Below are 24,621 nucleotides of genomic sequence, written 5' to 3'. Positions count from 1 at the left end.
ACGGAACAGAACACGGGGGCGGCCACACTGCCCGCGCCCGGCCCCCGAACACCCGCGCCCGGAACTCCGGCACGGCCGCGGGCCGCCAGGGCGCCCGGGGCCCGGACCGGCGCCGTGCTGATCGTGGCGCTCGTCCTCGCGCTCGCGGGGCTCGCCCTGGTGTCCGCCGGGGTCGGGGCCTACGGGATTCCCGTCGGGGACGTGCTCGGCTCGGTTCAGCACCGCCTCGGGCTCGGCGGGGCCGCGCTCGACCGGGTCGGCGAGAGCGTGCTGTGGAACGTACGGCTCCCCCGGGTCGTGCTGGCCCTGCTCGTCGGCGCCAGCCTGGGCTGCGCGGGGGCCCTGATGCAGGGTGTGTTCGGCAACCCGCTCGCCGAACCCGGGGTCATCGGGATCTCCGCGGGCGCCGCCGTCGGCGCGGTGGCCTCCATCGGGCTCGGGCTCAGCTTCTTCGGCAACTGGACGATCACCGCCTGCGCGTTCGTCGCCGGGCTCGTCACCGTCGCCTCCGTCTACCTCCTCTCCCGCAACGGCGGGAAGACCGAGGTGGTCACCCTCATCCTCACCGGCATCGCCGTCAACGCCTTCGCCGGCGCCCTGATCGGCCTGTTCGTCTTCTTCGCGGACAGCGGCCAGGTCAACCAGATCACCTTCTGGCAGCTCGGCTCCCTCGCCCAGGCCACCTGGCCCAAGGTGCTCGCCGTCCTGCCCTGCGCGCTCGCCGGCCTGCTGGTCGCCCCCTTCCACGCCCGCAAGCTGGACCTGCTCTCCCTCGGCGAACGCCCCGCCCGCCACCTCGGCGTGGACGTGGAGCGGCTGCGCCTCGCACTGATCCTCGTCGTGGCGCTGCTCACCGCGGCCGCCGTCGCCGTGGCCGGCATCATCACCTTCGTCGGGCTGCTCGTCCCGCACCTGCTGCGCATGGCAAACGGACCCGGCCACCGCTTCCTGGTCCCGGGCAGCGCGCTGGCCGGAGCCGTGGTCCTGCTCGCGGGCGATCTGGCCGCCCGGACCGTCGCCCGGCCCGCCGAACTGCCGCTCGGGGTGCTGACCGCGCTGATCGGCAGCCCCTTCTTCTTCTGGCTGCTGCGCCGCACCCGCCGCAAGCAGGGGGGCTGGGCATGAACATCCCGTTCCCGCGCCGGGGCAGGCGCACCCTCCCCACCCGCCCGGCCCCCGGCACGGCCTTCGCCGAAGCCGCCGGCCTCCGGGTCCGGCTCGGCGAGCGCGAGGTGCTGGCCGGGATCGGCCTGACCGTCCGGGCCGGCGAGGTGCTGGCGCTGGTCGGCCCGAACGGCGCCGGCAAGTCCACGCTGCTGGCCGCCCTCTCCGGGGACCTGCCCGCCGCCGGGGGGCTCGTACGGATCGACGGGCGCCCGGTGGGCGACTGGGCGGCCCCCGATCTGGCCCTGCGCCGCTCCGTGCTCCCCCAGTCGGCCGAGATGTCCTTCCCGTTCCCGGTCGGGGACGTCGTACGGATGGGCCGCGCCCCCTGGGCCGGCACCGAGCGCGCCGACGCCGACGGGGAGGCGGTGGCCGCCGCCATGGCCGCCACGGAGGTGGCCGGCTTCGCCGCCCGCCCCTTCTCGGCGCTCTCCGGCGGCGAACGGGCCCGCGTCGCGCTGGCCCGCGTACTGGCCCAGCGGGCCCCGCTGCTGCTGCTCGACGAGCCCACCGCGGCCCTGGACCTGCGCCACCAGGAGCTGGTGCTGCGGATCTGCCGTGAGCGGGCCGCGGCCGGGGACGCGGTGGTCGTCGTCCTGCACGATCTGGGCCTGGCCGCCGCGTACGCCGACCGGGCCGCCGTTCTGCACGACGGCCGGATTGCGGTGGACGGGCCGCCGGCCGAGGTGTTCGAGGGCGGACTGCTGAGCCGGGTCTACCGGCAGCCCGTGGAAGTGCTGCCCCATCCGCGGACCGGGGTTCCGCTCGTGGTCCCCGTACGCAACGGGGAGCGGGTTCCGATCCCGGATGACGACCGTCCCGCCGTACGGCACGGCCACCCCGCTTGACCTCCGCTTGACCCTCCCATGGGTTGGCCCTGAAGGCCCCGTGACGGCCCCGTGTCCGGCGGCCCGGCGTGTGCGCTGAATCACTGGACGTGCGGGTATGAGTCAGGTAAGCCTCGGTTAAGTTAGGTCCGCCTCACCGGCCGCCCCTCCCGATCGGGGCGGCCGTCTGCCGAACGCCAGACAGCCAGGAGCCCGCATGCGTCCCGCCCGCCTCACCGTCCTCACCGCGGTCGCCGCCGTGGCCGCGCTCACCGCCGTCACCGGCTGCGCCGAGAAGAGCACCGGCGGCGACGGCACGATCAAGGTGGCGGCCTCCGACACCGCCTGCGAGCTCTCCAAGACCGAGTTCCCGGCCGGCAAGGTCTCCATCGAGGTCGAGAACAAGGGCTCCAAGGTCACCGAGCTGTACGTCCTCTTCCCGGACGACCGCATCGTCGCCGAGCGCGAGAACATCGGCCCCGGCACCAAGGCGACCATCACCGCCGAGATCAAGGCCGGCGAGTACGAGTTCGCCTGCAAGCCCGGCATGAAGGGCGACGGCATCCGCCAGAAGGTCAAGGCCACCGGCGGCGCCGCCGAGAAGCGCAGCCCGGAGCTGGACGCCGCGGTCGCCGAGTACCGCAAGTACGTGCAGGCACAGGCCGACGAGACGCTCCCCAAGGCGCAGGCCTTCGCGGACGCGGTCAAGGCCGGTGACCTGGAGGCCGCCAAGAAGGCGTACGCCGCGTCCCGCATCGGCTGGGAGCGCACCGAGCCGGTCGCCGAGTCCTTCGGCGACATCGACCCGAAGGTCGACGTCCGCGAGGACGGTCTGGAGGCCGGTCAGGACCCGGCGAAGGACTGGACCGGCTGGCACCGCCTGGAGAAGGCCCTGTTCGCCGACAAGAAGATCGGCGACGACGAGAAGAAGCTCGCCGACCAGCTGATGACCGACCTCACCGAATGGCAGAAGAAGGTCGGCCAGGCGGAGATCACCCCCACCTCGATGGCCAACGGTGCCAAGGAGCTGCTGGACGAGGTCGCCAGCGGCAAGGTCACCGGTGAGGAAGAGCGCTACAGCCACACCGACCTGGTCGACTTCAAGGCCAACGTCGAGGGCGCCGAGAAGGCGTACGAGCTGCTGAAGCCGATCGCCGCGAAGAACGACCCGGCCCTCTCCGCCGAGCTGGACAAGCAGTTCGCCGCGATGAACACGCTGCTCGACAAGTACCGCGCCGACAAGAACGGCTACGACTTCGTGGCCTACGACACGGTCGGCAAGGACCAGCAGAAGGAGCTCTCGGACGCCGTCAGCGCCCTCGGTGAGCCGCTGTCCAAGCTCGCCGCGGCCGTCGCCAAGTAGCGCGCGATCAAGGGTAGGGACCATGTCTGACGACACCAGCACCACCGGCTCGGACGCAGGGGCCGCCGAACCGGCCGACTCGGCGGCCCCCGCCGCCGGCGGGCCGTCGCGCCGGTCCGTACTCGGCTGGGGCGGTGCCGGGCTTGCGCTCGGTGCCGCCGCGGCGGGCGGTACCGCCGCCGTACTGACCGGCGGCGGCGACCCCGTACCGGCCGCGCTCAGCGGCTCCGCGGTGCCCTTCCACGGAGAGCACCAGGCCGGCATCGCCTCCGCCGTCCAGGACCGGCTGCACTTCGCCGCGTTCGACGTGAAGACCAAGGACCGCGCCGAGCTCGTCCGGCTCCTGAAGGACTGGACGCGGGCGGCCGAGCGGATGACCGCCGGGCTGCCCGTCGGCGAGGGCGCCGTCGGCGGCCTCCCCGAGGCCCCGCCGGACGACACGGGCGAGGCCCTCGGCCTCAAGCCGTCCCGGCTGACGCTGACCGTCGGCTTCGGCGCCTCGCTCTTCGCCAAGGACCGCTTCGGCCTGGAGGGCAGGCGCCCCGAGGCCCTGGTCGACCTGGAGCAGTTCCCCGGCGACAACCTCGACCCCGCCAAGAGCGGCGGCGACCTGTGCGTGCAGGCCTGCGCGGACGACCCGCAGGTCGCGGTGCACGCCATCCGCCAGCTCGCCCGCATCGGGTTCGGCAAGGTCGCGGTGCGCTGGTCGCAGCTCGGCTTCGGCAAGACCTCCTCCACCACCCCGGACGAGCAGACCCCGCGCAACATGATGGGCTTCAAGGACGGCACCCGGAACGTCTCGGGCACCGACCAGACCGCCCTCGCCGAGTTCGTCTGGGTCGGGGACGAGGCCAAGGACGGCTCGGCGTGGATGGCCGGCGGCTCCTACCTGGTCGCCCGCCGGATCCGGATGCACATCGAGACCTGGGACCGCACTCCGCTCCAGGAGCAGGAGGACATCTTCGGCCGGGACAAGGGCGAGGGCGCCCCGGTCGGCAAGTCGAAGGAGCGCGACGAGCCGTTCCTGAAGGCGATGAAGCCGCAGGCGCACGTGCGCCTCGCGCACCCGGACACCAACAGCGGTGCCACGATCCTGCGCCGCGGCTACTCCTTCACCGACGGATCGGACGGGCTGGGCCGCCTCGACGCGGGCCTGTTCTTCCTCGCCTACCAGCGCGACGTCCGCAAGGGCTTCATCCCGATCCAGCGCAACCTCTCCAAGAACGACGGGCTCAACGAGTACATCCAGCACGTGAGCTCGGCCCTCTTCGCCATCCCGCCGGGCGTCCGCGACAAGGACGACTGGTGGGGCCGGGCGCTGTTCGCGTAGTTCCGCGGACTCGAAAGGAACCGACGTGTTCAGCAACTATCTGATCGGCCTGCGCGAGGGGCTGGAGGCCAGCCTGGTCGTCTGCATCCTCATCGCGTACCTGGTGAAGACCGGGAACAAGGACAAGCTGGGTCCGCTGTGGCTCGGCGTCGGCCTCGCGGCCGCGCTCAGCCTGGCCTTCGGCGCGGGGCTCGAATTCGGCACCTCGGAGCTGACGTTCCAGGCCCAGGAGGCGATCGGCGGCAGCCTGTCGATCGTCTCGGTGGCCCTGGTGACGTGGATGGTCTTCTGGATGAAGCGCACCGCGCGGCACATGAAGTCCGAGCTCCAGGACAAGCTCGACGCGGCCCTCGCGATGGGCACGGGCGCCCTGGTGACGACGGCGTTCCTGGCCGTCGGCCGGGAGGGCCTGGAGACCTCGCTGTTCGTGTGGCGCTCGGTGCACGCGGCCGGCGACGGCGCGGGTCCGCTGGTGGGCGTGCTGCTCGGCATCGGCTCGTCGATCCTGCTGGGCTGGCTGTTCTACCGGGGCGCGCTGAAGATCAACCTGTCCAAGTTCTTCACGTGGACCGGCGGGATGCTGGTCGTGGTCGCGGCGGGCGTGCTCGCGTACGGGGTGCACGACCTCCAGGAGGCCGAGTTCCTGCCGGGCCTGACGAACAAGGCCTTCGACGTCACCACGGCCGTCCCGCCGGACAGCTGGTACGGGACCCTGCTGAAGGGCACGTTCAACTTCCAGCCGGACCCGACCTGGCTCCAGACGGGCGTGTGGCTGGCCTACCTGGTCCCGACACTGCTGCTGTTCTTCGGGGTCTTCGCCCGTACGAAGGCGCCGGCGCCGGCCTCGCCCGCGCGGACCGGGAGCGGCTCGTAGGACTGCGGCTCGCAGGACTGCGGCTGGACGGCGTGCGGCCGGCACGGCATGCGGAAGGGGCCCGGATCATCTCGATCCGGGCCCCTTCCGCACGTCCGGGTCCGGGGCACGGCCCCGACCCGGTCACCACAGCCGGTCGACGAGCCCCGGGTACAGGGCGATCCGCGCACCCTCGAAGGCGGCGGCCCCGGTGTCCGCTCCGGGGAAGTCGGCCAGGACCTCCTTGGCGAACCCGGGCGCGTCCGTGGCCAGCGGCTGCCCCGGCGTCCCGCCGACCAGCACGGTCCCGGGCAGCCGGGTGAAACCGGCCGCCTCGTAGAAGGGGACGAGCGGCCGGTCGCAGCTGAACAGGACGAGGTCCACGGCCGGATCGGCGGCCAGCGCCGCCCGGGCCGCCGCCACGAGGTGCCCGCCGTACCCGCGGCCCCGCGCGGTGTCCCGGGTCACCACGGCGCTGAGCCCGGCGGCCCGGTACGTCCGCCCGCCGTGCCGGACCGGCTTGAACAGCAGCGCGAGGGAGGCGGCCACCGTGCCCTCCTCGTCGACGAGCACCATCGCCCGCGGGGCCAGCGCCGGGTCGTGCCCGAACGCGGCGCCGGGCCAGGCCTGTGCCTCCAGGCTCGCGACCTGCGCCGCGAGATGCGGCGGCAGCTCGGCTTCCGCGTACGTCAGCACCCTCATCCGATGCGGACCGCGCTGCCGCCCACCCGCACCCGGGGCTCCCCCGCGCGCAGTTCCACGGTCAGCACCCCCGGGCGGCCCATGTCCTCGCCCTGGCGGAGGGTGAGGACGGCGGCCGCCGGGATCAGGCCGAGCTCGCGCGCGTACGCGCCGAAGGCGGCCGCGGCGGCTCCGGTCGCGGGGTCCTCGACGACGCCGCCGACCGGGAAGGGGTCCCGTACGTCGAACTCGGCCGGGCCCGCGCGGTGCACCAGCTGGACCGTGGTGAGGTCCAGGCGCCGCATCAGCGCCTCCAGCCGGGGGAAGTCGTACGCGAGGTCCGCGAGGCGGGCCCGGGTGGCCGCGCCGAGCACCAGGTGGCGGGCTCCGGCGTAGGCGATCCGCGGCGGGACGCCCGGGTCCAGATCGGCCTCCGGCCAGTCCAGCGCGGCCAGCGCCTCGGCGAGGTCGGCCGGGGCGACGTCCTCGACGTACGGCTCGACGCTGGTCAGGACGGCCCGCAGGCCCTCCTCGGACGAGGTGACCGAGACGGGCACCGTACCGGCCGGGGTCGCGAACACCAGCTCGCCGGGCCCGATCCGCTCCGCCAGCGCCACGGCGGTGGCCACGGTGGCGTGCCCGCAGAACGGGACCTCCGCCTTCGGGCTGAAGTACCGCACGGTGAAGGACCTGCCCTCCGCACCGCCGTGGCCCTCGGGCGGCGCGGTCAGGAAGGCCGTCTCGCTGTAGCCCAGACCGGCGGCGATCCGGAGCATGCCGGCCTCGTCCAGCCCGGTCGCGTCGAGCACGACCCCGGCGGGGTTGCCCCCGGCCGGGTCGGCGGAGAAGGCGGTGTAACGCAGTACCTCAGTCATGATCGCCCCAACTCCCGGCCCGGCGCCCGCATTCCCGGCCGGGACCGGCCGGCACCCGGAGCGGCCCGGCCGGGCCCGCCCAGGGGGATCAGCCGCGCCCGATGTACGGCATCGCCGTCGCCATCACCGTCGCGAACTGCACGTTCGCCTCCAGCGGCAGCTCCGCCATGTGCAGCACGGTGCGCGCCACGTCCGCCGCGTCCATCACCGGCTCCACGGCCAGCTGCCCGTTCGCCTGGAGGATCCCGGTCTGCATCCGCTCGGTCATCTCGGTGGCCGCGTTGCCGATGTCGATCTGCCCGCAGGCGATCCGGTGCGGCCGCCCGTCCAGCGAGAGGGACTTCGTCAGGCCCGTCATCGCGTGCTTGGTCGCGGTGTAGGCGATCGAGTTCGGGCGGGGCACGTGCGCGGAGATCGAGCCGTTGTTGATGATCCGGCCGCCCTTCGGGTCCTGCGCCTTCATCTGGCGGAAGGCGGCCTGCGCGCACAGGAAGGCCCCGGTGAGGTTGACGTCCACCACCTGGCGCCACGCCTCGTACGTGATGTCCTCCAGCGGGACGCCGCCCGGGCCGAAGGTCCCGGCGTTGTTGAAGAGGAGGTCGAGGCGCCCGTACCGCTCCCGTACCGCCGCGAACAGCGCGGCCACGTCGTCCGGATCGCTCACGTCCGCCCGTGCGCACAGCACGTCCGCCCCGGCTCCGGCCGCCTTCGCCGTCTCCTCCAGCGGTTCGGTCCGGCGGCCGGCGACGGCCACGGACCAGCCGGCGGCGGCCAGGGTGAGGGCCACGGAACGGCCGATGCCCGAGCCCGCGCCGGTCACGACGGCGATCTTCTTCCCACTTGCGCTCATGGGGCCGCAGGGTACGTCACATGTCGCGTCGGTCCACGGACGTTCCGATAGCTGAGAGCATGGGGCGGTCGGGGGTGTGAAAAGACGACGAAAAGACTGGAGTTCCGCATGTCGGAGAGAGGCCCCGCGACGGCCCCCTCGCACGAGCCGCCGCACGAAGAGCCCTCCGCACCGCAGACCGCTGCCACGCCGAAGACCGTCGCCGTACCGCCGGGGGCCCCTTCCGCACCGCTCACGGCCGCCCGCCGTACCGGACTGCTCGTCACCTTCATACTCGGGGGGCTCAGTGCTCTCCCGCCGCTGTCCATGGACATGTACCTGCCGGCCCTGCCGCAGGTCACCGGCGCCCTGCACAGCCCGGCCGCCACGATCCAGCTCACCCTCACCGCCTGCCTCGCCGGCATGGCGCTGGGCCAGCTCGTCATCGGCCCGATGAGCGACAAGTGGGGCCGCCGCAAGCCCCTGCTGATCGGCATGGTCGTCTACGTCCTCGCCACCGCGATCTGCGCCCTCGCTCCGAGCGCCGAGCTGCTGATCGGCTTCCGGCTGCTCCAGGGCCTGGCCGGATCGGCCGCGATCGTCATCGCGCGTGCCGTCGTGCGCGACCTGTACGACGGGGTCGAGATGGCCCGGTTCTTCTCCACGCTGATGCTCATCTCGGGCGTCGCCCCGATCATCGCCCCGCTCATCGGCGGCCAGATCCTGCGCTTCGCGGACTGGCGCGGGGTGTTCGTCGTCCTCACCGGGGTCGGTGCCGTGCTCACCCTCGTCGTGTGGCGCAGCCTCGGCGAGACCCTGCCGCCCGAGCAGCGGCAGACCGGCGGCGTGGGCTCCGCGCTGCGGACCATGCGCGGGCTGCTCGGCGACCGCGTGTTCGCCGGGTACACACTGGCCGGCGGCTTCGCCTTCGCCACGCTGTTCTCGTACATCTCGGCCTCGCCGTTCGTGGTCCAGGAGATCTACGGGGCCTCGCCGCAGGCCTTCAGCCTGCTGTTCGGCCTCAACTCCGTCGGCCTGATCGCCGCCGGCCAGATCAACGGCAAGCTGCTGGTCGGCCGGGTCCGGCTGGACAAGGTGCTGGGCTTCGGGCTCGCCGTCATCACGGCGGCTTCCGTCTCGCTGCTCCTGATGTCCACCGGGGTCTTCGGGGAGGTCGGGCTGGTCCCGATCGCGTCGGCGCTGTTCGTGCTGATGTCCGCGATGGGCCTGGTCCTGCCGAACACCAACGCGCTGGCCCTGATGCGCACCCCGCACGCGGCCGGCTCGGCCTCGGCCCTGCTGGGCACCTCCTCCTTCCTGGTCGGGGCGATCGCCTCGCCGCTGGTCGGGATCGCGGGCGAGGACACGGCGGTGCCGATGGCACTGGTCCAGCTGGTGTGCTCGCTGCTGGCGGTGGCCTGCTTCGCCGCCATGTGCCGGCCCTGGCAGAACCGGGACGCCGCCGTCTGAGCCGGGCTTCCGGGGCGCCCGCGCGGCGTCCCGGACCCCGCGGGCGCCGTAAACTTCGCTGGTGAACGCCTCCGCTTCCGCCCCCGTGCCCACCACCGCCGAAACCCTGCGCACCGCGCTGGGCGGGCTGCTCGGCGGGCTCCCGCCGAAGCAGGCCACGGCCGCCGTCGACCGGCTGATCGCCAACTACCGCGGCCGGACCCCGACCGACGCGCCCGTCCTGCGCGACCGCTCCGACGTGGCGGCGTACGCGGCGTACCGGATGCCGGCCACCTTCGAGGCCGTACGGTCCGCCCTGGACGCCCTCGCCGAGGCCGCCCCGGGGTGGTCCCCGGGCTCCCACGTGGACGTGGGCGGCGGTACGGGCGCGGCGACCTGGGCCGTCGACGCCATCTGGGACGGGCCGCGCGACACCGCGGTCCTGGACTGGGCGGAGCCGGCTCTGGCCCTCGGCAAGGAGCTCGCGGCCTCCTCCGGCTCGCCGGTGCTGCGCGCGGCCGAGTGGCGCCGGGCCGTCATCGGGGCGGGGCTCGTCCTGCCGGAGGCGGATCTCGTGACGGTCTCGTACGTACTCGGCGAGCTGACGCCGGAGGCCCGCCGGGCCGTCGTCGCCGAGGCGGCCCGCGCCGGGCAGGCCGTGGTGCTGATCGAGCCGGGCACGCCCGAGGGGTACCTGCGCGTCCGCGAGGCCCGCGACCAGCTGATCGAGGCGGGGCTGAAGGTCGCCGCCCCGTGCCCGCACGACGGCACCTGCCCGATCGAGGTCGGCCAGGACTGGTGCCACTTCTCGGCGCGGGTCAGCCGCTCCTCCCTGCACCGGCAGGTCAAGGGCGGGTCCCTCCCGTACGAGGACGAGAAGTTCAGCTACGTGGCCGCGACCCGCTTCCCGGTGGAGCCGGCCCCCTCCCGGATCACGCGGAGGCCGCAGATCCGGAAGGGGCTCGTCCTGCTGGAACTGTGCGGTCCGCAGGACGGTGACTCATCGGGACTGACCCGGGTCAACGTGACCAAGCGCCACGGTGACCTCTACAAGGCGGCGCGGGACGCCGACTGGGGCCAGGAGTGGCCGCCGGCGGCCACCTCGTAACCCGACCCGCGGCGCTACATCCGCAGCTCCTGGGTGCAGCACTTCACGCTGCCGCCGCCCTTGAGCAGCTCGCCCAGGTCCATCGGCACCGGCTCGAAGCCCCGCTCGCGCAGGGGGTCGAACAGACCGGTCGCCGCCTGCGGGAGCAGCACGTTCAGGCCGTCCGAGACCGCGTTCAGGCCGAGGGCCGCCGCGTCCTCGTCGCCGGCGATCAGCGCGTCCGGGAAGAGCCGCTCCAGCACGGCGCGGCTGCCGGGCGAGAAGGCGGGCGGGTAGTACATGACCTCGTCGCCGTCGAGCACGCACAGCGCCGTGTCCAGGTGGTAGTAGCGCGGGTCCACCAGGTCGAGGCCGATGACCGGGCGGCCGAAGAACTCCTGGGCCTCGTCGTGCGAGAGCGGGCTGGAGCGGAAGCCCCGGCCGGCCAGGATGTAGGTGGCGGTGACGGCGAAATCGCCCTCGCCCTCGTTGACGTGGGACGGCTCGTGGACGTGCTCGAAGCCGTGGGACCGGAACCAGTCGAGGTGGATCTCCGCCTCGGCGGCGCGCTCGGGGTAGGCGAACCGGGCGCCGAGCACCCGGCCGTCGACGACGAGGGCGCCGTTCGCGGCGAAGACCATGTCGGGGAGCTCGGGGTCCGGTACGAGCGTCTCGACGGTGTGGCCGAGCGAGCGGTAGCGGTCCCGGAGGTCCTCCCACTGGGCCTGTGCGAGGGGCAGGTCCACCGGTTTCGTGGGGTCCATCCACGGATTGATGGAGTACGTGACCTTGAAGTGTGCGGGTGGGCACATCAAGTAGCGCCGGGGTGTGGCGACTCTGCGCAAAGAAGGCTCCTCACGGCTCACGAGAGATGTCGAGAGAATCGTCTCTCCTCAACGGAAACCGCGCAGTGAACTGATTGGGTGGTTTACGGAATGACACAAAGACGAGACGTCTCACGTTGATAATTTGTCCGAATGAGCAGCAGATCGCCTGACGCGAAGGCCCCCGACCCCGCCCGCCGCAGCGACCGCTCGCGGCGGGCCATCCTCGACGCGGCGCTCGCACTGGTCTGCGAGGTCGGCTACAACAAGCTGACGATCGAGGCCATCGCCGCCCGCGCGGGCGTCGGCAAGCAGACCATCTACCGCTGGTGGCCGTCGAAGGCGGCGGTGCTGCTGGACGCCTCGCTCGCGCTCGCCGACGACGCGAAGGCGGAGGTCGAGGGCGGCTGGACCGGCTTCCCGGACACCGGGGACCTCGCGGCGGACCTCAAGCTGGTGCTGCGGGCGACGGTGGACCAGTTCAACGACGGGAGGTACGAGGCGCCCATGCGCGCCCTGACCGCCGCCGGGGCGACCGATCCCGATCTGAGCGCCCGCTTCACCGAGCAGCTGCTGAAGCCGCAGCTGGCCCTGTACGAGGAGCGGTTGCGGGCGGCCCGGGAAACCGGGGGTCTCGCACCGGACGTGGACCTGCCCCTGACGGTGGAGATGCTGGTGGGGCCGCTGACGTACCGCTGGCTGATGGGGACGGCGCCGCTGACGCACGCGTTCGCGGACGAGCTCGTGGACCGGGTGCTGGGCGGGGTCGCCGGGGTGTCGAAGGTCACCGAGGGCTGAAGGGCCGGCCGCCGGCCGGAACAATTGGCCGAATTTCACCGGTATGTGACGGTATTCAGCCTGCTGGTGTGCGCTCCCCGTGCACCTGTCCCCCACCCCCCGGTGGGGGAGTGCGGTCACCCGGACCGCAGGATGGTGGGACCATGTGAGGGTCTGCCGGGGAAACGGTGAGGTGAGGGGATAGATGGGGTCTGAGTCCGGCCGCGTCAAACGCGGCGAGCAGAGCAGGATTTCCCAGTGGCTGCGCCGGCGGCCCAAACCCTCCCCCGAAGATCCCGAGCGCGCACGCGAGGCCCTTCTGCTGTCGGCGGCCGCCGCGGGCCTGCCGCTCGCCCCCGCCGCCCATCCCGCCGGCTACCGGTGTTCGTGCGACCGGATCGGCTGTCCCACCCCCGCACGGCACCCCCTCTCCTTCGCCTGGCAGACGCAGTCGACGACCGACCCCGCGCAGGTCGAACGCTGGGCACTCAACCAGCCGCAGGCGAACTTCATCACCGCGACCGGCATGGTCCACGACGTGCTGGACGTCCCCCTCGAAGCCGGGGCGAGCGCGCTGAGCCGCCTGCTGGCGGCGGGCGTGGAGGTCGGCCCGGTCGCGGAATCGGGCGGTACGGGCGACCAGGCCCGGATGCTCTTCTTCACGGCCACGCGCGGCACCCCCGAGGACGAGGACGAGTGGTGGCCGTGCGAGCTGGACTGCCACCCCGAGACGATGGACGAGCACCCGGGCCTGCGGTGGCACTGCCGCGGCAGCTACGTCCTGGTCCCCCCGGCCGCCCTTCCCGGTGACCTCGCGGTGACCTGGATCCGCGGCCCGGAGCACCCCCTCCCGGACCCCCTGACCCTCCTGGAAACCCTGACGGACGCCTGCGCCGCGTACGCGGTCGCGGCCGAGCAGTCCCCCTCGGCGGCCTGGCCCCTGAGCCGGTAGGACGTGTCCCCCGGCTCGCGGCGGGGCTGATGCCGGCCCCGCCGCCGGTCCCGCCGCCGGTCAGTGGATCTGGGTGACGACCACGTCGAGGGACCAGGCCCTGGCCGGCTTGGCGGGGGCATCGGCCTCGACGGCGTAACCGAGGTCGCGCAGCGCCGCGACCAGCTCGGCCGGGGACTCGGGGACCGCCCCGGCGACGAGCAGGTCCCGCACCAGCCGCCCCTTCGTCGCCTTGTTGAAGTGGCTCACCACCGACCGCTTCTCCACCCCGTCCACGATCTGCGAGTGCAGCACCCGCACCGTGGCCGTGCGCCCCGCCACCTCGCCCTTCGGCTTCCACGCCGAGGCGTAGGCCGAGGACCGCAGGTCGAGCACCAGTCCGTCCCCCGCCGCCTCCGGCATCACGGCCGCCATCGGCTCCCGCCAGTACGCCCCCAGCGCGCCCAGCCCCGGCAGCTTCACGCCCATCGAGCAGCGGTACGAGGGGATCCGGTCCGTCACCCGGACCGCGCCCCACAGGCCCGAGAACACCATCAGCGACCGCTCCGCCGCCGTCCGGGCCGCCGCCGGCAGGCCGGCCAGGCCCAGCGCGTCGTACAGGACTCCGGTGTAGACCTCCCCCGCGGGCCGGGCCGCCGCGGAGAGCAGCCCGGCGTTCTTCGCCACCTCGCCGCGCAGCCCCTCGCTCAGGCCGAGCACCTCGCGGGCCTTCAGCTCGTCACCCGCGCACAGCTCGACCAGTTCCTCCAGCACGGCCGCCCGCGCCCCGGCCAGTCCCGGCAGTGACAGCGTCTCCGGCTCCAGGGGCGCGCCGGAACCGCCGGCGGCCTTTCCCTCGGACGGCGGCAGCAGCACGAGCACGGTGGTTCTCCTTCAGTACGACACGGCGCAGGGGGTGCGGCCCCCGAGCCAGGGTAAGGCTCTCGCCGCGCCCCGGGCCGCCACCCGCCATACGCTCGACCCATGCCACGCCGTCATATGCACATGACCGGCGCAGACGGGGCTGCCCTGCGGGCCGCGCTGCGTGACCTGAGGACGGAGCTGGGCGTGCCCGGGGAGTTCCCGGCCCCGGTGCTGGCCGAGGCCGAGCGGGCGGCCGGCGCCCCGCGCCTCCCGGACCTCGACGCCACCGACCTCGCCCTGTTCACCATCGACCCGCCCGCCTCCCGCGACCTGGACCAGGCCATGCACCTGGCCCGGCGGGCGAACGGCGGCTACCGCGTGCACTACGCCATCGCCGACGTCGCCGCCTTCGTCACCCCGGGCGGGGCCCTCGACGCCGAGGCCGGCCGCCGCGTCACCACCCTGTACTTCCCCGACGGCAAGGTCCCCCTCCATCCCCCCGTCCTCTCCGAGGGCGCGGCCAGCCTGCTGCCCGGCCAGACCTGCCCGGCACTGCTGTGGCGCTTCGACCTGGACTCCGGCGGCCGCGTCGAGACCACGGACGTCCGCCGCGCCCTGGTTCGCAGCCGGGCCAGGCTGGACTACGACGGAGTCCAGCGGGCCGTCGACTCCGGCACCGCCGAGGAGCCCCTCGCCCTCCTGCGGGAGATCGGCCGGCTCCGCGAGACCCTGGAGCAGGAGCGGGGCGGGGTCTCGCTGAACGTGCCCGAGCAGGAGATCGTCGCCCGGGACGGCTCGTACACCCTCGCCTACCGGGCCCCGCTCCCCGCCAACGGCTGGAACGCCCAGATCTCCCTCATGGCCGGCATGGCCGCCGCCGATCTGATGCTCTCCGCGGGCACCGGCATCCTGCGCACCCTCCCCAGCGCCCCCGACGGCGCGGTGGGGCGGCTCCGGCTCACCGCCGCCGCCCTGCGGATCGACTGGCCGCACCACGTGCCGTACGCCGAACTCGTCCGCACCCTCGACCCGCACCTCCCCGCCCACGCCGCCTTCCTCCAGGAGTGCACGGCCCTGCTGCGCGGCGCGGGCTACACGGTGTTCACCGGCGGCAGGACCCCGGACCCCCTCCTGCACGCCGCGGTGGCGGCCCCGTACGCGCACTGCACGGCCCCGCTGCGCCGCCTCGTCGACCGGTACGCGGGCGAACTGTGCGTGGCGGCGGTGGCGGGGGCCGCGCCCCCGCAGTGGGCCACGGCCGCCCTCGACGCCCTGCCGCAGCGGATGGCGGAGGGCAGCAGGCTGGCCAACACGGCCGAGCGGGAGTGCGTGGACCTCGTCGAGGCGGCCCTGCTGAAGGACCACGTCGGGGAGAGCTTCGAGGCGACCGTGATCGACGTCAAGGAGCACGAACCGCAGGTGGGAACCGTCCACCTGGAGGAGCCGGCGGTGGTCGGCCGGGTCGAGTCCCCGTCCGGGCGGCTGCCGCTGGGCGAACGCATCAGGGTCCGGCTGACCCAGGCCGACCCGGGCCGGGCGAAGGTGCTGTTCGCCCCCGCGTGAAGCCACGGCCCACGCCGGCCCCGGCCCGCCCGCCCCGCCGGCCGCGGCCGGCGGGCCGTGCCCCGGCCCGTCACGAGGGTGCGGGTTGCCTCAGCGCGGCCACCAGGGCGCGCGGGTCGTCGGCGTGGAAGCGGATGGTGCGGGCCTGCGCCCGGGAGCCGAGGGGCCGGGTGAAGGGGAGCGGCCGGTTCAGCTCCAGGGTCACCGTGGTCTGGCTGCCCACGATCAGGTCGAGCACCCCGTCGTCGGAGAGCGCGACGAGCCGCCCCTGCGGATAGCGCCGGTCCACCCGGGCCGAAGCCACCGCCTCCGCCGGGACGACGAGGTCGAACAGGGCCCCGTACCGGATCCGCAGGGAGCCGTCCCGGCGGACCACGTGCGGCCGGGTCACGCAGGCGGCGTGCATCGCGAGCACCATCAGCACCCCGTACACGTCGAGGACGAGCACCACCCGGTGCACGGACGGCCAGGGGATCAGGACGGACAGCGCGACGGTCTCGATCAGCGACACGAACAGGAGCCCGTACATCATGGCCGTCTGCGGTCCGGTGTACGCGGCGGCGAGCTCGCCCCCGGCCACCCCGTGCGGTGGCCGGCGCAGCACCCACCTCCCCAGCGAGGCGACCGAGCGCAGCTCGTGCGCCAGCAGCCTGCGCACGGGCAGGGGTGCTCGGCCCCACGCCCTGTGGATTCCCGTCATTCCCGTCATTCCCCTCGTTCCCCTCATTCCCCGCCCCTCTCCGTGAAGGCCTCCATGACCCGGCGGACGACCTCCGCCTGCGCCGGGGTGAACTCCGCGAGCAGCGCCTCCTTGAACCCCTCCCCGGCCACCCGGCCGTGGGCCGGGATCGCGTCGAAGATCCCGTCGGGCACGGCCGCCACCATCGCGGCGGCGAGCGGCGCGATGCGCGGGTCGTCGACGGCGGCGCCGGCGAGTTCGTCGAGCCGCTCGTACAGGGCGAGGACCGCCGGATCGGCGGCCACCCGGCCGAGCGCCGCGTACAGCTCGGGGCCGCCGACGCCCGCCGAGTCCAGCAGCGTCAGGTGCTCGCGGTCCAGCGCGGCGGTCGGCGAGTCCGTCTCCGGGGCCTTGGCGAGCAGTGCGGCGAGGGCGGGCGAGAGCGGCCCGTCCTCCCCGGGCGGCGCGGCGCGCAGCGCTGCGAGCCGTCGGCGGCGCTCCCCGATCGCGGCCTCCTGCCGGGCCAGGTCGGCGTCGAGCTCTTCGAGTACGTCGGCCAGCTCGCGCCCCTCGTCGTCCGCGAGGACGTCCCGGACCTCGTCGAGGCCCAGCCCGAGCTCGGTGAGCCGGCGCACCCGCGCCAGCAGGACGGCGTCGCGCACGCTGTACGCGCGGTATCCGTTGGGGCGCCGCTGCGGCTCCGGGAGCAGCCCGACGTGGTGGTAGTGCCGGATGGCCCGGGTGGTGACCCCGACCAGCGCGGCGATCTCTCCGATCCGCATGCCCTCCAGTAGAAACCCTGCCGCTGCGTCAAGGTCAAGCGCGGCGCCGGGCGCGGGTAGCATGGTCCCTCGCAGAACAACCGGAGCGGGCGGCCGCGTCGGGATCCCCGGATCCCGCCGAGGAACGTCCGGGCTCCACAGGGCAGGGTGGTGGCTAACGGCCACCCGGGGTGACCCGCGGGACAGTGCCACAGAAAACAGACCGCCGGGGCTTCGGCCCTCGGTAAGGGTGAAACGGTGGTGTAAGAGACCACCAGCGCCTGGGGTGACCCAGGCGGCTAGGTAAACCCCACCCGGAGCAAGGTCAAGAGGAGTCGTTTTCGGACGGCTCTGCGCGAACGTTCGAGGGCTGCCCGCCCGAGTTCGCGGGTAGACCGCACGAGGCCGGCGGCAACGCCGGCCCTAGATGGATGGCCGTCTCCCCGGCGACCGCGAGGTCACCGGGCGACAGAACCCGGCGTACAGCTCCGGTTGTTCTGCACTCGACGAAGCCGAAGGGCCCGTCCCCGTCAGGGGGCGGGCCCTTCGGCGTCTCCGCCGTGCGTCTCGGCGCCTCCGCCGTACGTCTCGCCGTCTCCGCCGTACGTCTCGCCGTCTCCGCCGTACGTCTCGGCGCCTTCGCCGTACGTCCTCGACCCGGCCCGCCGTCGCCTAGCGCAGGTGCGAGGTGTCGTTCAGGAGGCGGACCGAGGCGTTGCCGTCGGCGTAGTAGGCCACCGCCGAGAGGGAGGCCGCGGAGAGCTCCATCTTGAACAGCGCCTCCGGCGGGGCGCCCAGCGCGAGCCGGACCAGGATCTTGACCGGGGTCACGTGCGTGACCAGCAGCACCGTGCGGCCCGCGTGCGCGGCCAGCAGCCGGTCCCGGGTCGCCGAGATCCGGCGGGTGGCGGCCGTGAAGCTCTCGCCGCCGCCCGTCGGGGCCGCCCTCGGGGAGTCCAGCCAGGCCTGGAGGTCCTCCGGGAAGCGCTCGCGCACCTCGCCGAACGTCAGGCCCTCCCAGGCCCCGAAGTCCACCTCGCGCAGCCCCTCCTCGACGGTGACCGTGAGGCCGAGGCGGTCCGCCACGGCCTGCGCGGTCTCCCGGCAGCGGCGCAGCGGGGAGCTGACGATCGTCTGGACGGTGCCGCGCGCGGCCAGGGCCTCGGCCACCGCCGAAGCCTGGCGGCGGCCGGCCTCGGACAGTTCCGGGTCGGTGCCGCCACTGCCGGAGAAACGCTTCTGCGGGGTGAGGGCCGTCTCCCCGTGGCGCAGCAGCACGAAGGTCGCCGGGGTCCCCATGTCGGGGCCCCAGCCCGGCGTGGCGGACGGGGCCTGGGCCGGGCCCGGTGCCGGGGCGGGGATGCGTCCCGGTGTGGTGGCGTCGTGCTCCGCGAACAGGGTGTCGGCCCCTGCCTCCTCGCGTGCCGGCGCGGTGGCCGGCGTACCGGAGGCGGTGGCGAGGGCCGCCCGTACGGCCGCGGCGCCCTTCGCGGCGTCACCGGGAGGGCCCGGCTCGGGCGGGGTCGCCAGGGCGCGCGCCGCCGAGGCGTCCAGGGCCGCCGAAGAGGCCGACGGCTCCCACTGCCTGCCGCGCTTGCCCGCGTCCATCGCCTCGTTGGCGAGCCGGTCCGCGTGCTTGTTGCGCTCGCGCGGGATCCACTCGTACGTGACCTGCGCGCGCGGCAGGATCTTCGCCGCCTCCGCCGCGAGCGGCTTCATGTCCGGGTGCTTGATCTTCCAGCGGCCCGACATCTGCTCGACGACCAGCTTGGAGTCCATGCGGACCTGCACCGCGGCGTCCGGGGACAGCTCGCGGGCCGCCTTGAGCCCGGCGATCAGGCCCTTGTACTCGGCCACGTTGTTCGTCGCGACGCCGATGTACTCGGCGCGCTCGGCCAGCGTCTCGCCCGTCGCCGGGTCGAGGACGACCGCGCCGTAGCCGGCGGGCCCCGGATTGCCCCGGGAACCGCCGTCCGCCTCCACGACGAACCGGACAGGCCCCTGCATCAGATGCCCGAGTCGGCCGTACGGACCAGGATGCGGCCGCAGTTCTCGTGGCGCACGACCTGGTCGCGGGCCGCGGCCTTGATCTCGTTGACCTCGGCCATGTCGAGCTCCAGGCGGCAGCCCTCGCAGCGGCGCTGGTACAGGCGGGCGGCGCCGACGCCGCCCTGCTTGACGCGGATCTTCTCGTACAGGGCCATGAGGTCGGCCGGCATCGACGCGACGATGACCTCGCGGTCCTTGGTGACCTTCGCGGCCTCGGCGTCGAGTTCGCCGGTGGCCGCGTCACGGCGGGCGGTGGCGTCCGTCAGCTTGGCTTCGAGGGCAGCGACCCGCTCGGTGAGCTCGGTGACCCGCTCCTGGGCGCCCTCCAGGCGCTCCATGACCTCCAGGACCACGTCCTCCAGGTCGGCCTGGCGCTTGGCGAGGGAGACGACCTCGCTCTGCAGGTTCGCCAGGTCGCGGGCGGAGATGCCCGCGCCGGAGTCGAGCCGCTGCTGGTCGCGGGCCGCGCGCTGGCGCACCTGGTCGACGTCCTGCTCCGCCTTGGTCTGCTCGCGGGCGGCGTCGCTCGCCTGCGTCTGGGCCGCCACGAGCAGGTCGCGCTGCTGGGTCAGGTCCTTGGTCAGGGACTCGACCTCGGTGTGCTCCGGCAGCGACTTGCGCTTGTGGGCGAGCTGAGACAGCCGGACGTCCAGGGCCTGGACGTCGAGGAGTCGGATCTGGTCGGCGGGCTCGGCGTTCAGTTGGGGGCTCCTGAGATAGAAGAGGGAGATGAAGGAAGATCGGACGGCGCGTGCACCGTCCAGGGGTCGGTGACCGTGCGCGAGACGTGGGTGCGCAGACCCCAGCCGTGGCGCTCGGAGATCGCGTCGAGCTGCGCGGCCGCCTGCTCGCACCAGGGCCACTCGGTGGCCCAGTGCGCGGCGTCGACGAGGGCGAGCGGGCCGCGCTCGCGGGCCTCGGACACGGGGTGGTGGCGCAGGTCGGCGGTGAGGAACACGTCCACGCCGGCGGCCCGGACCTGGTCGAAGAGGCTGTCACCGGAGCCGCCGCTGACGGCGACGGTGCGCACGAGCGCTTCCGGGTCGCCGGCTGCCCGGATGCCCTGGGCGGTCCGCGGCAGCCGGGCGGCGGCGCGCGCGGCGAACTCCCGCAGGGTCTCGGGACGGTCCAGCTCGCAGATCCGGCCGAGGCCCCGCCGGCCCTCGGGGTCGGTGGGGTCGGGGACCAGCGGGCCGGTGATGCGCAGGTCGAGGGCGCCGGCGAGGGCGTCGGAGACGCCGGGGTCGGCGGTGTCGGCGTTGGTGTGGGCGACGTGCAGCGCGATGTCGTTCTTGATCAGCGTGTGCACGACGCGGCCCTTGAAGGTGCCCGCCTCGACGGTGGTGGTGCCGCGCAGGTAGAGGGGGTGGTGGGCGACGACGAGGTCGGCTCCCAGCTTCACGGCCTCGTCGACGATGTCCTGCACGGGATCCACGGCGAACAGGACGCGGGAGACCTCGGCGTCGGGATCGCCGCAGACGGTTCCGACGGCGTCCCACTGCTCGGCCTGCGAGGGGGGCCAGAGGGCGTCCAGCGCGGCGATGACTTCGGAGAGACGGGGCACAGGCCAAGGCTACCGTCCGTACGGGAGCGGGTCCGTCCCCGCGGGGTGGCGGTCGCACGAGGTCCCGGGTGCCAGGCCCCGAAGGCGGCGGTCTTGCGGACGGCCTCGGAGGGGCGTGCCGGATCCCCCGGGGCGGGGGCACGGGCACGTCAGGTGAACCCGACCGACCCGGCTCACCCTGAACGCCCCGCCATCGCACAGCACAATCGCTTCTGCCGACAGGCGCGAACCGCCGGGCGGCCACCCGTATGTGTGAAGCGGGGTAGGTCGTGTTGTTCGGGCCGAACAGCGAAAACTAGCTTCCTCCCCGGAGGTGACGCACGGATGACTGTCTGTGCCATCGAGATCACGACGACGGCCCCGTTCACCATCGCCGCGGACGGGTCGTACGCGGCCCGGCTGGCCGGGGACGGGGAGGCCCGGTACCCCGAGCGCTGGACGCTGGCCGGGCCCGAGCCGTACGCGGTTCCGCTGCCGCTGGCGCAGCCCGAGGAGGCCGACAGCGAGGTGCTGGCGCTGGCCGACGGGCGGGTGCTGATCCACCGCCGGGTCGAGCGGCGGCACGCCTTCGCGCTGCTGTACCCGACGGGCGGGGCCGCGGACGGGCCGCGGACCGGGGAGCTCCCGCTGGGCTCGGTGGAGCCGGGGGACGAGGGGATGCGGATCTGCCTGCTGCCCCCGTCCCCGGACGGATACGGGGCCTTCGCCCTGGCCGCCTCGGCCACCGGGACCACGGTCTGGCGGGTGGCCGGGGGCCCCTTCGGGCCCGTCGCCCGGATCCCGGGGCGGTGCTCCGGCGGCGTCTGGCTGGACCGGGCCGGCCGGCTGCTGGCCCTGGACCGCGAGCTGGACGGCACCACCAAGGCCGTCGCGGTGGACCTGGCCCGCGGTGGCGAGGTCTCCCCGCTGCTCCAGATCGCGGAGGGCAGTGACGACCGGCTGCTGCTGGCCGACCCCGACAGCGGGCTGCTGCTGATCCGCTCGGACGCCCCGGGCGAACCGCGCCTGGGCTGGGGGGTGCTGGGCAGTTCGCTGCCGGTGCGCTTCCCGGAGTGTCTGCGCGGGGAGGCGGGTACCCCGTTCGCGGTGCAGCCGGGCCAGGCCCTGATGCCGGAGACCTGCGGGGTCGCGCTCCGGCTGGAGGAGGGCGGGGGCACCCCCGGCGGTGGCGGGGGGATGATCGGGCTGTGGCGTCCCGCCGACCGGCACGTGTTCCGGCTCGCGGCGCCCGACGGCTGGCTCGGTACCGGGCTGTGGAGCCCGCAGGGCCGCCTGCACCTCCCGTACGCCACCCCCGAAACCCCGTGCGGGCTCGCGGGGTTGACCCTGCCGGTGGCCCCGCCGCCCCCGGTCCGGCTGGACCCGCCGGCGGCGGCCGCGCCCCGGCCCGTACCCCTGCAACAGGCTCCGCTGTAGCGGGAGCCCGGGGGCGCCCGCCGTAGCGGGAGCCCGGGGGCGGCGGGATCCGCCGCGAGGTCAGCGAGGGCTGAGGAGGCAGAACTCGTTGCCCTCCGGGTCGGCCAGAACCGTCCAGGAGATCGCGGACTGGTCGATACCGGGGTCGGTGGCACCCAGGGCGCGCAGTCGGGCCCCCTCCGCCGCCAGGTCGTCACCGCGGTAGGGGGCGACGTCGAGGTGGACGCGGTTCCACACGCTCTTGCCGTCGTTCGTGCGGACGAACTCCAGATAGGGGCCGACACCCCGGGCGGAGCGCATGGTCGCGTGGTCGTCGGCGGCCTCGTGCAGCGTCCAGTCCATCGCCCCGTCCCAGAACCGGGCCATCGCCCGGGGGTCGGCGCAGTCGACCACCACCGCGGCGATCGGCCCGGTGTCCCGGTAGACCGGGCGCGGCTCCAGCACGCAGAACTCGTTGCCCTCCGGGTCGGCCATGACCGTCCAGGGGACGTCGCCCTGGCCGACGTCTGCGAGCGTCGCGCCGAGATCCTTCAGGCGTGCGACCAACTCCGCCTGATGGGCGGTCGAGGTGGTGGCCAGATCGAGGTGCACCCGGTTCTTCACCGTTTTGGGTTCCGGGCGGGCGATGATGTCGATGCAGACGGCCGCGGGGTCGGGGTAGGCGAAGCCGACGGGTTCGAGGTTCGTCACGCCGGGCCCCTCGCTGTCGACGCCCCAGCCGAGCGCCTCCGCCCAGAACCGGCCGAGCACGGAGTCGTCTTGGGCCTTCATGTTGACCTGCACGAGTCTTGTTGCCATGCGGCAGATCCTAAGCGGTGCCCGCCAGGCGTTTTCGATCTTCGAAGGGGGCGGACGGGCACCGGCGAGGGCGTCAATGAATTCTTGACAACTCGGCCGCGTCAATGTTTTCTTGACGCATGTCGATCTTGCACACGAAGTCCCGGCACCGGGTGGCCTTTCCCGCCGCCCCGTCCATGGCCGCCGCACTGCCGCTCGCCATCAGCCTGCCCGCCATGACGGTGGTGTTCGGCGACCGGCTCGGCACCTTCGCCACCGTCGCCCTGATCGTCGTGAGCCTCGTGCTCATCGCCTGCACGGCAGGCCTGGCCGCCCGGACGGCGGCCCTCGAAGCCGAGCGGACCCGCCGTGACGAGGAAGTCCTCGACGCCCTCGAACCGCTGGCGGGACTGCGCCGGTGAACGACGTGAACGACGGACCCCTGCTCCACCCCGCGGAGATGGACCGGATCCGGGAAGGGATCGCCGCAGCCGTCCTCGGCGCCCCCGAAGGGCTGGCCGACTCGCTCGAGCACGACCCCCACGGATACCTGCGCCTGGTGGGCGCCTCGCGCGTCGGAGCCGAGGAGGCGAGCCGGCTGCTGCGCGAGGCCGTCCAGGGCGCCCGGGCCGCCGGCCACAGCTGGGACACGGTGGGGCGCGTCCTGGGGGTGAGCCGCCAGGCCGCGCAGCAGCGCTTCGCGAGCAAGGGCGCGGGCCCGGCGCCGCGGGCCGCCGAGGGACCGGACGCTCCGAAGCGCCGCACCCTCGGCGGACTGACCGCGTTCAACGAGATGGCCGCCCTGGACGAGGCCGGCCGCGACGGCTGGCACATGGTCGGCTACGGCCCCTTCTTCCACGAGGTGGAGGCGTCCGGCCACCCCTGGGAGCACTGCCGGGTGACCCTGCCCTCCATCGCGCGGCACCGGCGCATGGAATCGGAAGGCTGGATCCCGGTCGGCGCCGGCTGGTTCCCGTGGCGCTACTACAAGCGGCCCCTTCCCCCTAGCCGTGCTTGAGGCCCAGGACCTCCGCCGCGGCGAACGTCTCCCCCGCCGGGCGGGAGTCGTAGTGCGGGGTGAGCAGCTCGTCGAGCTCCTCGAAGGAGAAGGCTTCCTTGGAGGTGTCGAACTTCGCGGCCACCTTGGGCCGTTCCATCACGACCACGATCCCGCCGTGCACGACGAACAGCTGTCCGTTGGCCTTCGCCGAGGCCGGTGAGGCCAGGTAGCCGACGAGCGGGGCGACGTGCTCGGGGGCCAGCGGGTCCAGCTTGCCGTCCTCCGGGAGCTGGAAGCCGGCGAAGACGTCCTCCGTCATCCGGGTCCGGGCGCGCGGGCAGATGGCGTTGGCCGTCACCCCGTACTTGGCCAGCGCCAGGGCGGTCGAGGTCGTCAGGCCCACGATGCCGCCCTTGGCCGCCGCATAGTTGGGCTGGCCGGCCGAGCCGCCGAGGAAGGCCTCGGACGAGGTGTTGACGATCCGGCCGTACACCGGGCCGCCCGCCGCCTTCGAGCGCTCGCGCCAGTGCACGGAGGCGAAGTGGGTGGTGTTGAAGTGGCCCTTGAGGTGCACCCGGATCACCGAGTCCCACTCCTCCTCCGACATGGAGAAGACCATCCGGTCGCGCAGGATGCCCGCGTTGTTGACCAGGACGTCCAGCTTTCCGAAGCTGGACACCGCCAGGTCGACCAGCTCGCGCGCCTGTCCGAAGTCGGCCACGTCGCCGAGGTGCGCCACCGCCTGCCCGCCCGCGGCCCGGATCTCCGCGGCCACCTCCTCCGCCGGGGCCGCCGAGGCCTCGCCGGAGCCGTCCCGGCCCGGCTGCCCGAAGTCGTTGACGACCACGCTCGCGCCGAGCCGCGCGAGCTCGACCGCCTCGGCCCGGCCGAGCCCGCGGCCGGCGCCGGTGACGATGGCGGACAGCCCCTCAAGTGGGAGTGACATCTACCGGATTCC

25 protein-coding genes and 1 other RNA gene are annotated in these 24,621 nt (G+C 73.9%); 14 read left to right on the top strand and 12 right to left on the bottom strand.

Features of this window, described 5'->3' with window-relative positions; all coding sequences use genetic code 11:
- The first annotated feature begins 27 nt into the window (after positions 1-27).
- From ACFYXV_RS22035 to efeU, 5 genes are all read left to right on the top strand, one after another.
- Entirely contained in the window at positions 28-1,125 is a 1,098-nt protein-coding gene (locus ACFYXV_RS22035; RefSeq protein WP_389383890.1) for a FecCD family ABC transporter permease, read from the top strand.
- Positions 1,122-2,012, top strand: coding sequence for a heme ABC transporter ATP-binding protein (locus ACFYXV_RS22030; protein ID WP_389383801.1), 891 nt, complete (start codon positions 1,122-1,124; stop codon positions 2,010-2,012). The genes ACFYXV_RS22035 and ACFYXV_RS22030 overlap by 4 nt, the downstream gene beginning before the upstream one ends.
- Before the next feature lie 196 nt (positions 2,013-2,208).
- Entirely contained in the window at positions 2,209-3,354 is a 1,146-nt protein-coding gene (gene efeO / locus ACFYXV_RS22025; RefSeq protein WP_385470753.1) for an iron uptake system protein EfeO, read from the top strand.
- 22 nt (positions 3,355-3,376) lie between these two features.
- A complete protein-coding gene (gene efeB, locus ACFYXV_RS22020; protein WP_389383800.1) occupies positions 3,377-4,684 on the top strand; it encodes an iron uptake transporter deferrochelatase/peroxidase subunit in 1,308 nt (435 codons plus the stop codon).
- A gap of 25 nt (positions 4,685-4,709) precedes the next feature.
- Positions 4,710-5,558, top strand: coding sequence for an iron uptake transporter permease EfeU (efeU, locus tag ACFYXV_RS22015; protein WP_385470757.1), 849 nt, complete (start codon positions 4,710-4,712; stop codon positions 5,556-5,558).
- Positions 5,559-5,681: 123 nt separating this feature from the next.
- On the opposite strand, the gene ACFYXV_RS22010 is transcribed toward efeU, so the two are convergent.
- The 3 genes from ACFYXV_RS22010 to ACFYXV_RS22000 form a co-directional block, all read right to left on the bottom strand.
- Positions 5,682-6,239 (bottom strand): GNAT family N-acetyltransferase, encoded by a 558-nt coding sequence (locus ACFYXV_RS22010; protein ID WP_389383799.1) that lies wholly within the window; start codon positions 6,237-6,239, stop codon positions 5,682-5,684.
- The gene (locus ACFYXV_RS22005; RefSeq protein ID WP_389383798.1) at positions 6,236-7,093 is read right to left on the bottom strand and encodes a PhzF family phenazine biosynthesis protein; all 858 of its coding nucleotides are present in this window, start codon (positions 7,091-7,093) and stop codon (positions 6,236-6,238) included. The genes ACFYXV_RS22010 and ACFYXV_RS22005 overlap by 4 nt, the downstream gene beginning before the upstream one ends.
- A gap of 88 nt (positions 7,094-7,181) precedes the next feature.
- The gene (locus ACFYXV_RS22000; RefSeq protein ID WP_383345518.1) at positions 7,182-7,943 is read right to left on the bottom strand and encodes an SDR family oxidoreductase; all 762 of its coding nucleotides are present in this window, start codon (positions 7,941-7,943) and stop codon (positions 7,182-7,184) included.
- A 108-nt stretch (positions 7,944-8,051) separates the two neighbouring features.
- Here ACFYXV_RS22000 and ACFYXV_RS21995 point away from each other — a divergent pair, with 108 nt between their 5' ends.
- Together ACFYXV_RS21995 and ACFYXV_RS21990 are read left to right on the top strand one after the other, a co-directional pair.
- Entirely contained in the window at positions 8,052-9,392 is a 1,341-nt protein-coding gene (locus ACFYXV_RS21995) for a Bcr/CflA family multidrug efflux MFS transporter (RefSeq protein ID WP_383493488.1), read from the top strand.
- Positions 9,393-9,453: 61 nt separating this feature from the next.
- On the top strand, positions 9,454-10,479 hold the full coding sequence (locus tag ACFYXV_RS21990) for a small ribosomal subunit Rsm22 family protein (RefSeq protein WP_389383797.1): 1,026 nt from the start codon (positions 9,454-9,456) through the stop codon (positions 10,477-10,479).
- A 14-nt stretch (positions 10,480-10,493) separates the two neighbouring features.
- On the opposite strand, the gene ddaH is transcribed toward ACFYXV_RS21990, so the two are convergent.
- The gene (gene ddaH, locus ACFYXV_RS21985; protein ID WP_359178859.1) at positions 10,494-11,324 is read right to left on the bottom strand and encodes a dimethylargininase; all 831 of its coding nucleotides are present in this window, start codon (positions 11,322-11,324) and stop codon (positions 10,494-10,496) included.
- Between the two features lie 111 nt (positions 11,325-11,435).
- On the opposite strand from ddaH, the gene ACFYXV_RS21980 reads away from it, so the two are divergent.
- Together ACFYXV_RS21980 and ACFYXV_RS21975 are read left to right on the top strand one after the other, a co-directional pair.
- Positions 11,436-12,080, top strand: coding sequence for a TetR/AcrR family transcriptional regulator (locus ACFYXV_RS21980; protein ID WP_389383796.1), 645 nt, complete (start codon positions 11,436-11,438; stop codon positions 12,078-12,080).
- 184 nt (positions 12,081-12,264) lie between these two features.
- Positions 12,265-13,011 carry a bifunctional DNA primase/polymerase gene (locus tag ACFYXV_RS21975; RefSeq protein WP_385470769.1) on the top strand — a complete coding sequence of 249 codons (747 nt, stop codon included), beginning with the start codon at positions 12,265-12,267 and terminating at the stop codon, positions 13,009-13,011.
- Between the two features lie 60 nt (positions 13,012-13,071).
- On the opposite strand, the gene yaaA is transcribed toward ACFYXV_RS21975, so the two are convergent.
- Positions 13,072-13,872 carry a peroxide stress protein YaaA gene (gene yaaA / locus ACFYXV_RS21970; protein WP_389383795.1) on the bottom strand — a complete coding sequence of 267 codons (801 nt, stop codon included), beginning with the start codon at positions 13,870-13,872 and terminating at the stop codon, positions 13,072-13,074.
- A 102-nt stretch (positions 13,873-13,974) separates the two neighbouring features.
- On the opposite strand from yaaA, the gene ACFYXV_RS21965 reads away from it, so the two are divergent.
- The gene (locus ACFYXV_RS21965) at positions 13,975-15,417 is read left to right on the top strand and encodes an RNB domain-containing ribonuclease (RefSeq protein ID WP_389383794.1); all 1,443 of its coding nucleotides are present in this window, start codon (positions 13,975-13,977) and stop codon (positions 15,415-15,417) included.
- Positions 15,418-15,487: 70 nt separating this feature from the next.
- Here the strand turns inward: ACFYXV_RS21965 and ACFYXV_RS21960 are convergent, their stop codons facing one another.
- Together ACFYXV_RS21960 and ACFYXV_RS21955 are read right to left on the bottom strand one after the other, a co-directional pair.
- Entirely contained in the window at positions 15,488-16,126 is a 639-nt protein-coding gene (locus tag ACFYXV_RS21960) for a hypothetical protein (protein WP_389383793.1), read from the bottom strand.
- 14 nt (positions 16,127-16,140) lie between these two features.
- Entirely contained in the window at positions 16,141-16,878 is a 738-nt protein-coding gene (locus tag ACFYXV_RS21955) for a MerR family transcriptional regulator (RefSeq protein ID WP_389383792.1), read from the bottom strand.
- A gap of 77 nt (positions 16,879-16,955) precedes the next feature.
- Between ACFYXV_RS21955 and rnpB the strand changes: the two genes are divergently transcribed.
- Positions 16,956-17,356: RNase P RNA component class A (gene rnpB / locus ACFYXV_RS21950), an RNA gene on the top strand.
- 173 nt (positions 17,357-17,529) lie between these two features.
- Here rnpB and ACFYXV_RS21945 read toward each other — a convergent pair.
- Genes ACFYXV_RS21945 through ACFYXV_RS21935 form a run of 3 tightly spaced genes read right to left on the bottom strand, consistent with a single transcriptional unit; the run spans position 17,530 to position 20,470 of the window.
- Positions 17,530-18,864, bottom strand: a complete 1,335-nt coding sequence (locus ACFYXV_RS21945; protein WP_385470779.1) for a bifunctional RNase H/acid phosphatase — start codon at positions 18,862-18,864, stop codon at positions 17,530-17,532.
- Positions 18,864-19,607, bottom strand: a complete 744-nt coding sequence (locus ACFYXV_RS21940; RefSeq protein ID WP_199813711.1) for a zinc ribbon domain-containing protein — start codon at positions 19,605-19,607, stop codon at positions 18,864-18,866. Before ACFYXV_RS21940 ends, ACFYXV_RS21945 begins: the two co-directional genes overlap by 1 nt.
- Positions 19,604-20,470 (bottom strand): Nif3-like dinuclear metal center hexameric protein, encoded by an 867-nt coding sequence (locus ACFYXV_RS21935; RefSeq protein ID WP_389383791.1) that lies wholly within the window; start codon positions 20,468-20,470, stop codon positions 19,604-19,606. Before ACFYXV_RS21935 ends, ACFYXV_RS21940 begins: the two co-directional genes overlap by 4 nt.
- 324 nt (positions 20,471-20,794) lie before the next feature.
- On the opposite strand from ACFYXV_RS21935, the gene ACFYXV_RS21930 reads away from it, so the two are divergent.
- Positions 20,795-21,886: a hypothetical protein gene (locus tag ACFYXV_RS21930; protein ID WP_385470783.1), complete on the top strand. Its 1,092-nt coding sequence runs from the start codon at positions 20,795-20,797 to the stop codon at positions 21,884-21,886.
- 60 nt (positions 21,887-21,946) lie between these two features.
- On the opposite strand, the gene ACFYXV_RS21925 is transcribed toward ACFYXV_RS21930, so the two are convergent.
- Positions 21,947-22,684 carry a VOC family protein gene (locus ACFYXV_RS21925; RefSeq protein ID WP_389383790.1) on the bottom strand — a complete coding sequence of 246 codons (738 nt, stop codon included), beginning with the start codon at positions 22,682-22,684 and terminating at the stop codon, positions 21,947-21,949.
- Positions 22,685-22,803: 119 nt separating this feature from the next.
- Here ACFYXV_RS21925 and ACFYXV_RS21920 point away from each other — a divergent pair, with 119 nt between their 5' ends.
- Together ACFYXV_RS21920 and ACFYXV_RS21915 are read left to right on the top strand one after the other, a co-directional pair.
- Positions 22,804-23,085: a hypothetical protein gene (locus tag ACFYXV_RS21920; RefSeq protein WP_385470787.1), complete on the top strand. Its 282-nt coding sequence runs from the start codon at positions 22,804-22,806 to the stop codon at positions 23,083-23,085.
- Between the two features lie 5 nt (positions 23,086-23,090).
- Positions 23,091-23,681 (top strand): hypothetical protein, encoded by a 591-nt coding sequence (locus ACFYXV_RS21915; RefSeq protein WP_389383789.1) that lies wholly within the window; start codon positions 23,091-23,093, stop codon positions 23,679-23,681.
- On the opposite strand, the gene ACFYXV_RS21910 is transcribed toward ACFYXV_RS21915, so the two are convergent.
- Entirely contained in the window at positions 23,668-24,609 is a 942-nt protein-coding gene (locus ACFYXV_RS21910; RefSeq protein WP_385470791.1) for a 3-oxoacyl-ACP reductase, read from the bottom strand. The two genes, ACFYXV_RS21915 and ACFYXV_RS21910, sit on opposite strands and share 14 nt — an antisense overlap.
- Positions 24,610-24,621: the final 12 nt, after the last annotated feature.

Origin of the sequence: Streptomyces sp. NPDC002181 (genome assembly GCF_042890485.1) — a bacterium.
Classification (GTDB): Bacteria; Actinomycetota; Actinomycetes; order Streptomycetales; family Streptomycetaceae; genus Streptomyces.
This window is presented reverse-complemented; position numbering and strand designations above follow the sequence as displayed.

Bases quoted from the DNA above. Each gene is read 5' to 3' on its own strand.
- ACFYXV_RS22030 (WP_389383801.1), top strand. From the start codon at position 1,122: ATGAACATCCCGTTCCCGCGCCGGGGCAGGCGCACCCTCCCCACCCGC.
- efeO (WP_385470753.1), top strand. From the start codon at position 2,209: ATGCGTCCCGCCCGCCTCACCGTCCTCACCGCGGTCGCCGCCGTGGCC.
- efeB (WP_389383800.1), top strand. From the start codon at position 3,377: ATGTCTGACGACACCAGCACCACCGGCTCGGACGCAGGGGCCGCCGAA.
- ACFYXV_RS22010 (WP_389383799.1), bottom strand. From the start codon at position 6,239: ATGAGGGTGCTGACGTACGCGGAAGCCGAGCTGCCGCCGCATCTCGCG.
- ACFYXV_RS22005 (WP_389383798.1), bottom strand. From the start codon at position 7,093: ATGACTGAGGTACTGCGTTACACCGCCTTCTCCGCCGACCCGGCCGGG.
- ACFYXV_RS22000 (WP_383345518.1), bottom strand. From the start codon at position 7,943: ATGAGCGCAAGTGGGAAGAAGATCGCCGTCGTGACCGGCGCGGGCTCG.
- ACFYXV_RS21995 (WP_383493488.1), top strand. From the start codon at position 8,052: ATGTCGGAGAGAGGCCCCGCGACGGCCCCCTCGCACGAGCCGCCGCAC.
- ACFYXV_RS21980 (WP_389383796.1), top strand. From the start codon at position 11,436: ATGAGCAGCAGATCGCCTGACGCGAAGGCCCCCGACCCCGCCCGCCGC.
- ACFYXV_RS21975 (WP_385470769.1), top strand. From the start codon at position 12,265: ATGGGGTCTGAGTCCGGCCGCGTCAAACGCGGCGAGCAGAGCAGGATT.
- ACFYXV_RS21965 (WP_389383794.1), top strand. From the start codon at position 13,975: ATGCCACGCCGTCATATGCACATGACCGGCGCAGACGGGGCTGCCCTG.
- ACFYXV_RS21960 (WP_389383793.1), bottom strand. From the start codon at position 16,126: ATGACGGGAATGACGGGAATCCACAGGGCGTGGGGCCGAGCACCCCTG.
- ACFYXV_RS21955 (WP_389383792.1), bottom strand. From the start codon at position 16,878: ATGCGGATCGGAGAGATCGCCGCGCTGGTCGGGGTCACCACCCGGGCC.
- ACFYXV_RS21945 (WP_385470779.1), bottom strand. From the start codon at position 18,864: ATGCAGGGGCCTGTCCGGTTCGTCGTGGAGGCGGACGGCGGTTCCCGG.
- ACFYXV_RS21930 (WP_385470783.1), top strand. From the start codon at position 20,795: ATGACTGTCTGTGCCATCGAGATCACGACGACGGCCCCGTTCACCATC.
- ACFYXV_RS21925 (WP_389383790.1), bottom strand. From the start codon at position 22,684: ATGGCAACAAGACTCGTGCAGGTCAACATGAAGGCCCAAGACGACTCC.
- ACFYXV_RS21920 (WP_385470787.1), top strand. From the start codon at position 22,804: ATGTCGATCTTGCACACGAAGTCCCGGCACCGGGTGGCCTTTCCCGCC.
- ACFYXV_RS21910 (WP_385470791.1), bottom strand. From the start codon at position 24,609: ATGTCACTCCCACTTGAGGGGCTGTCCGCCATCGTCACCGGCGCCGGC.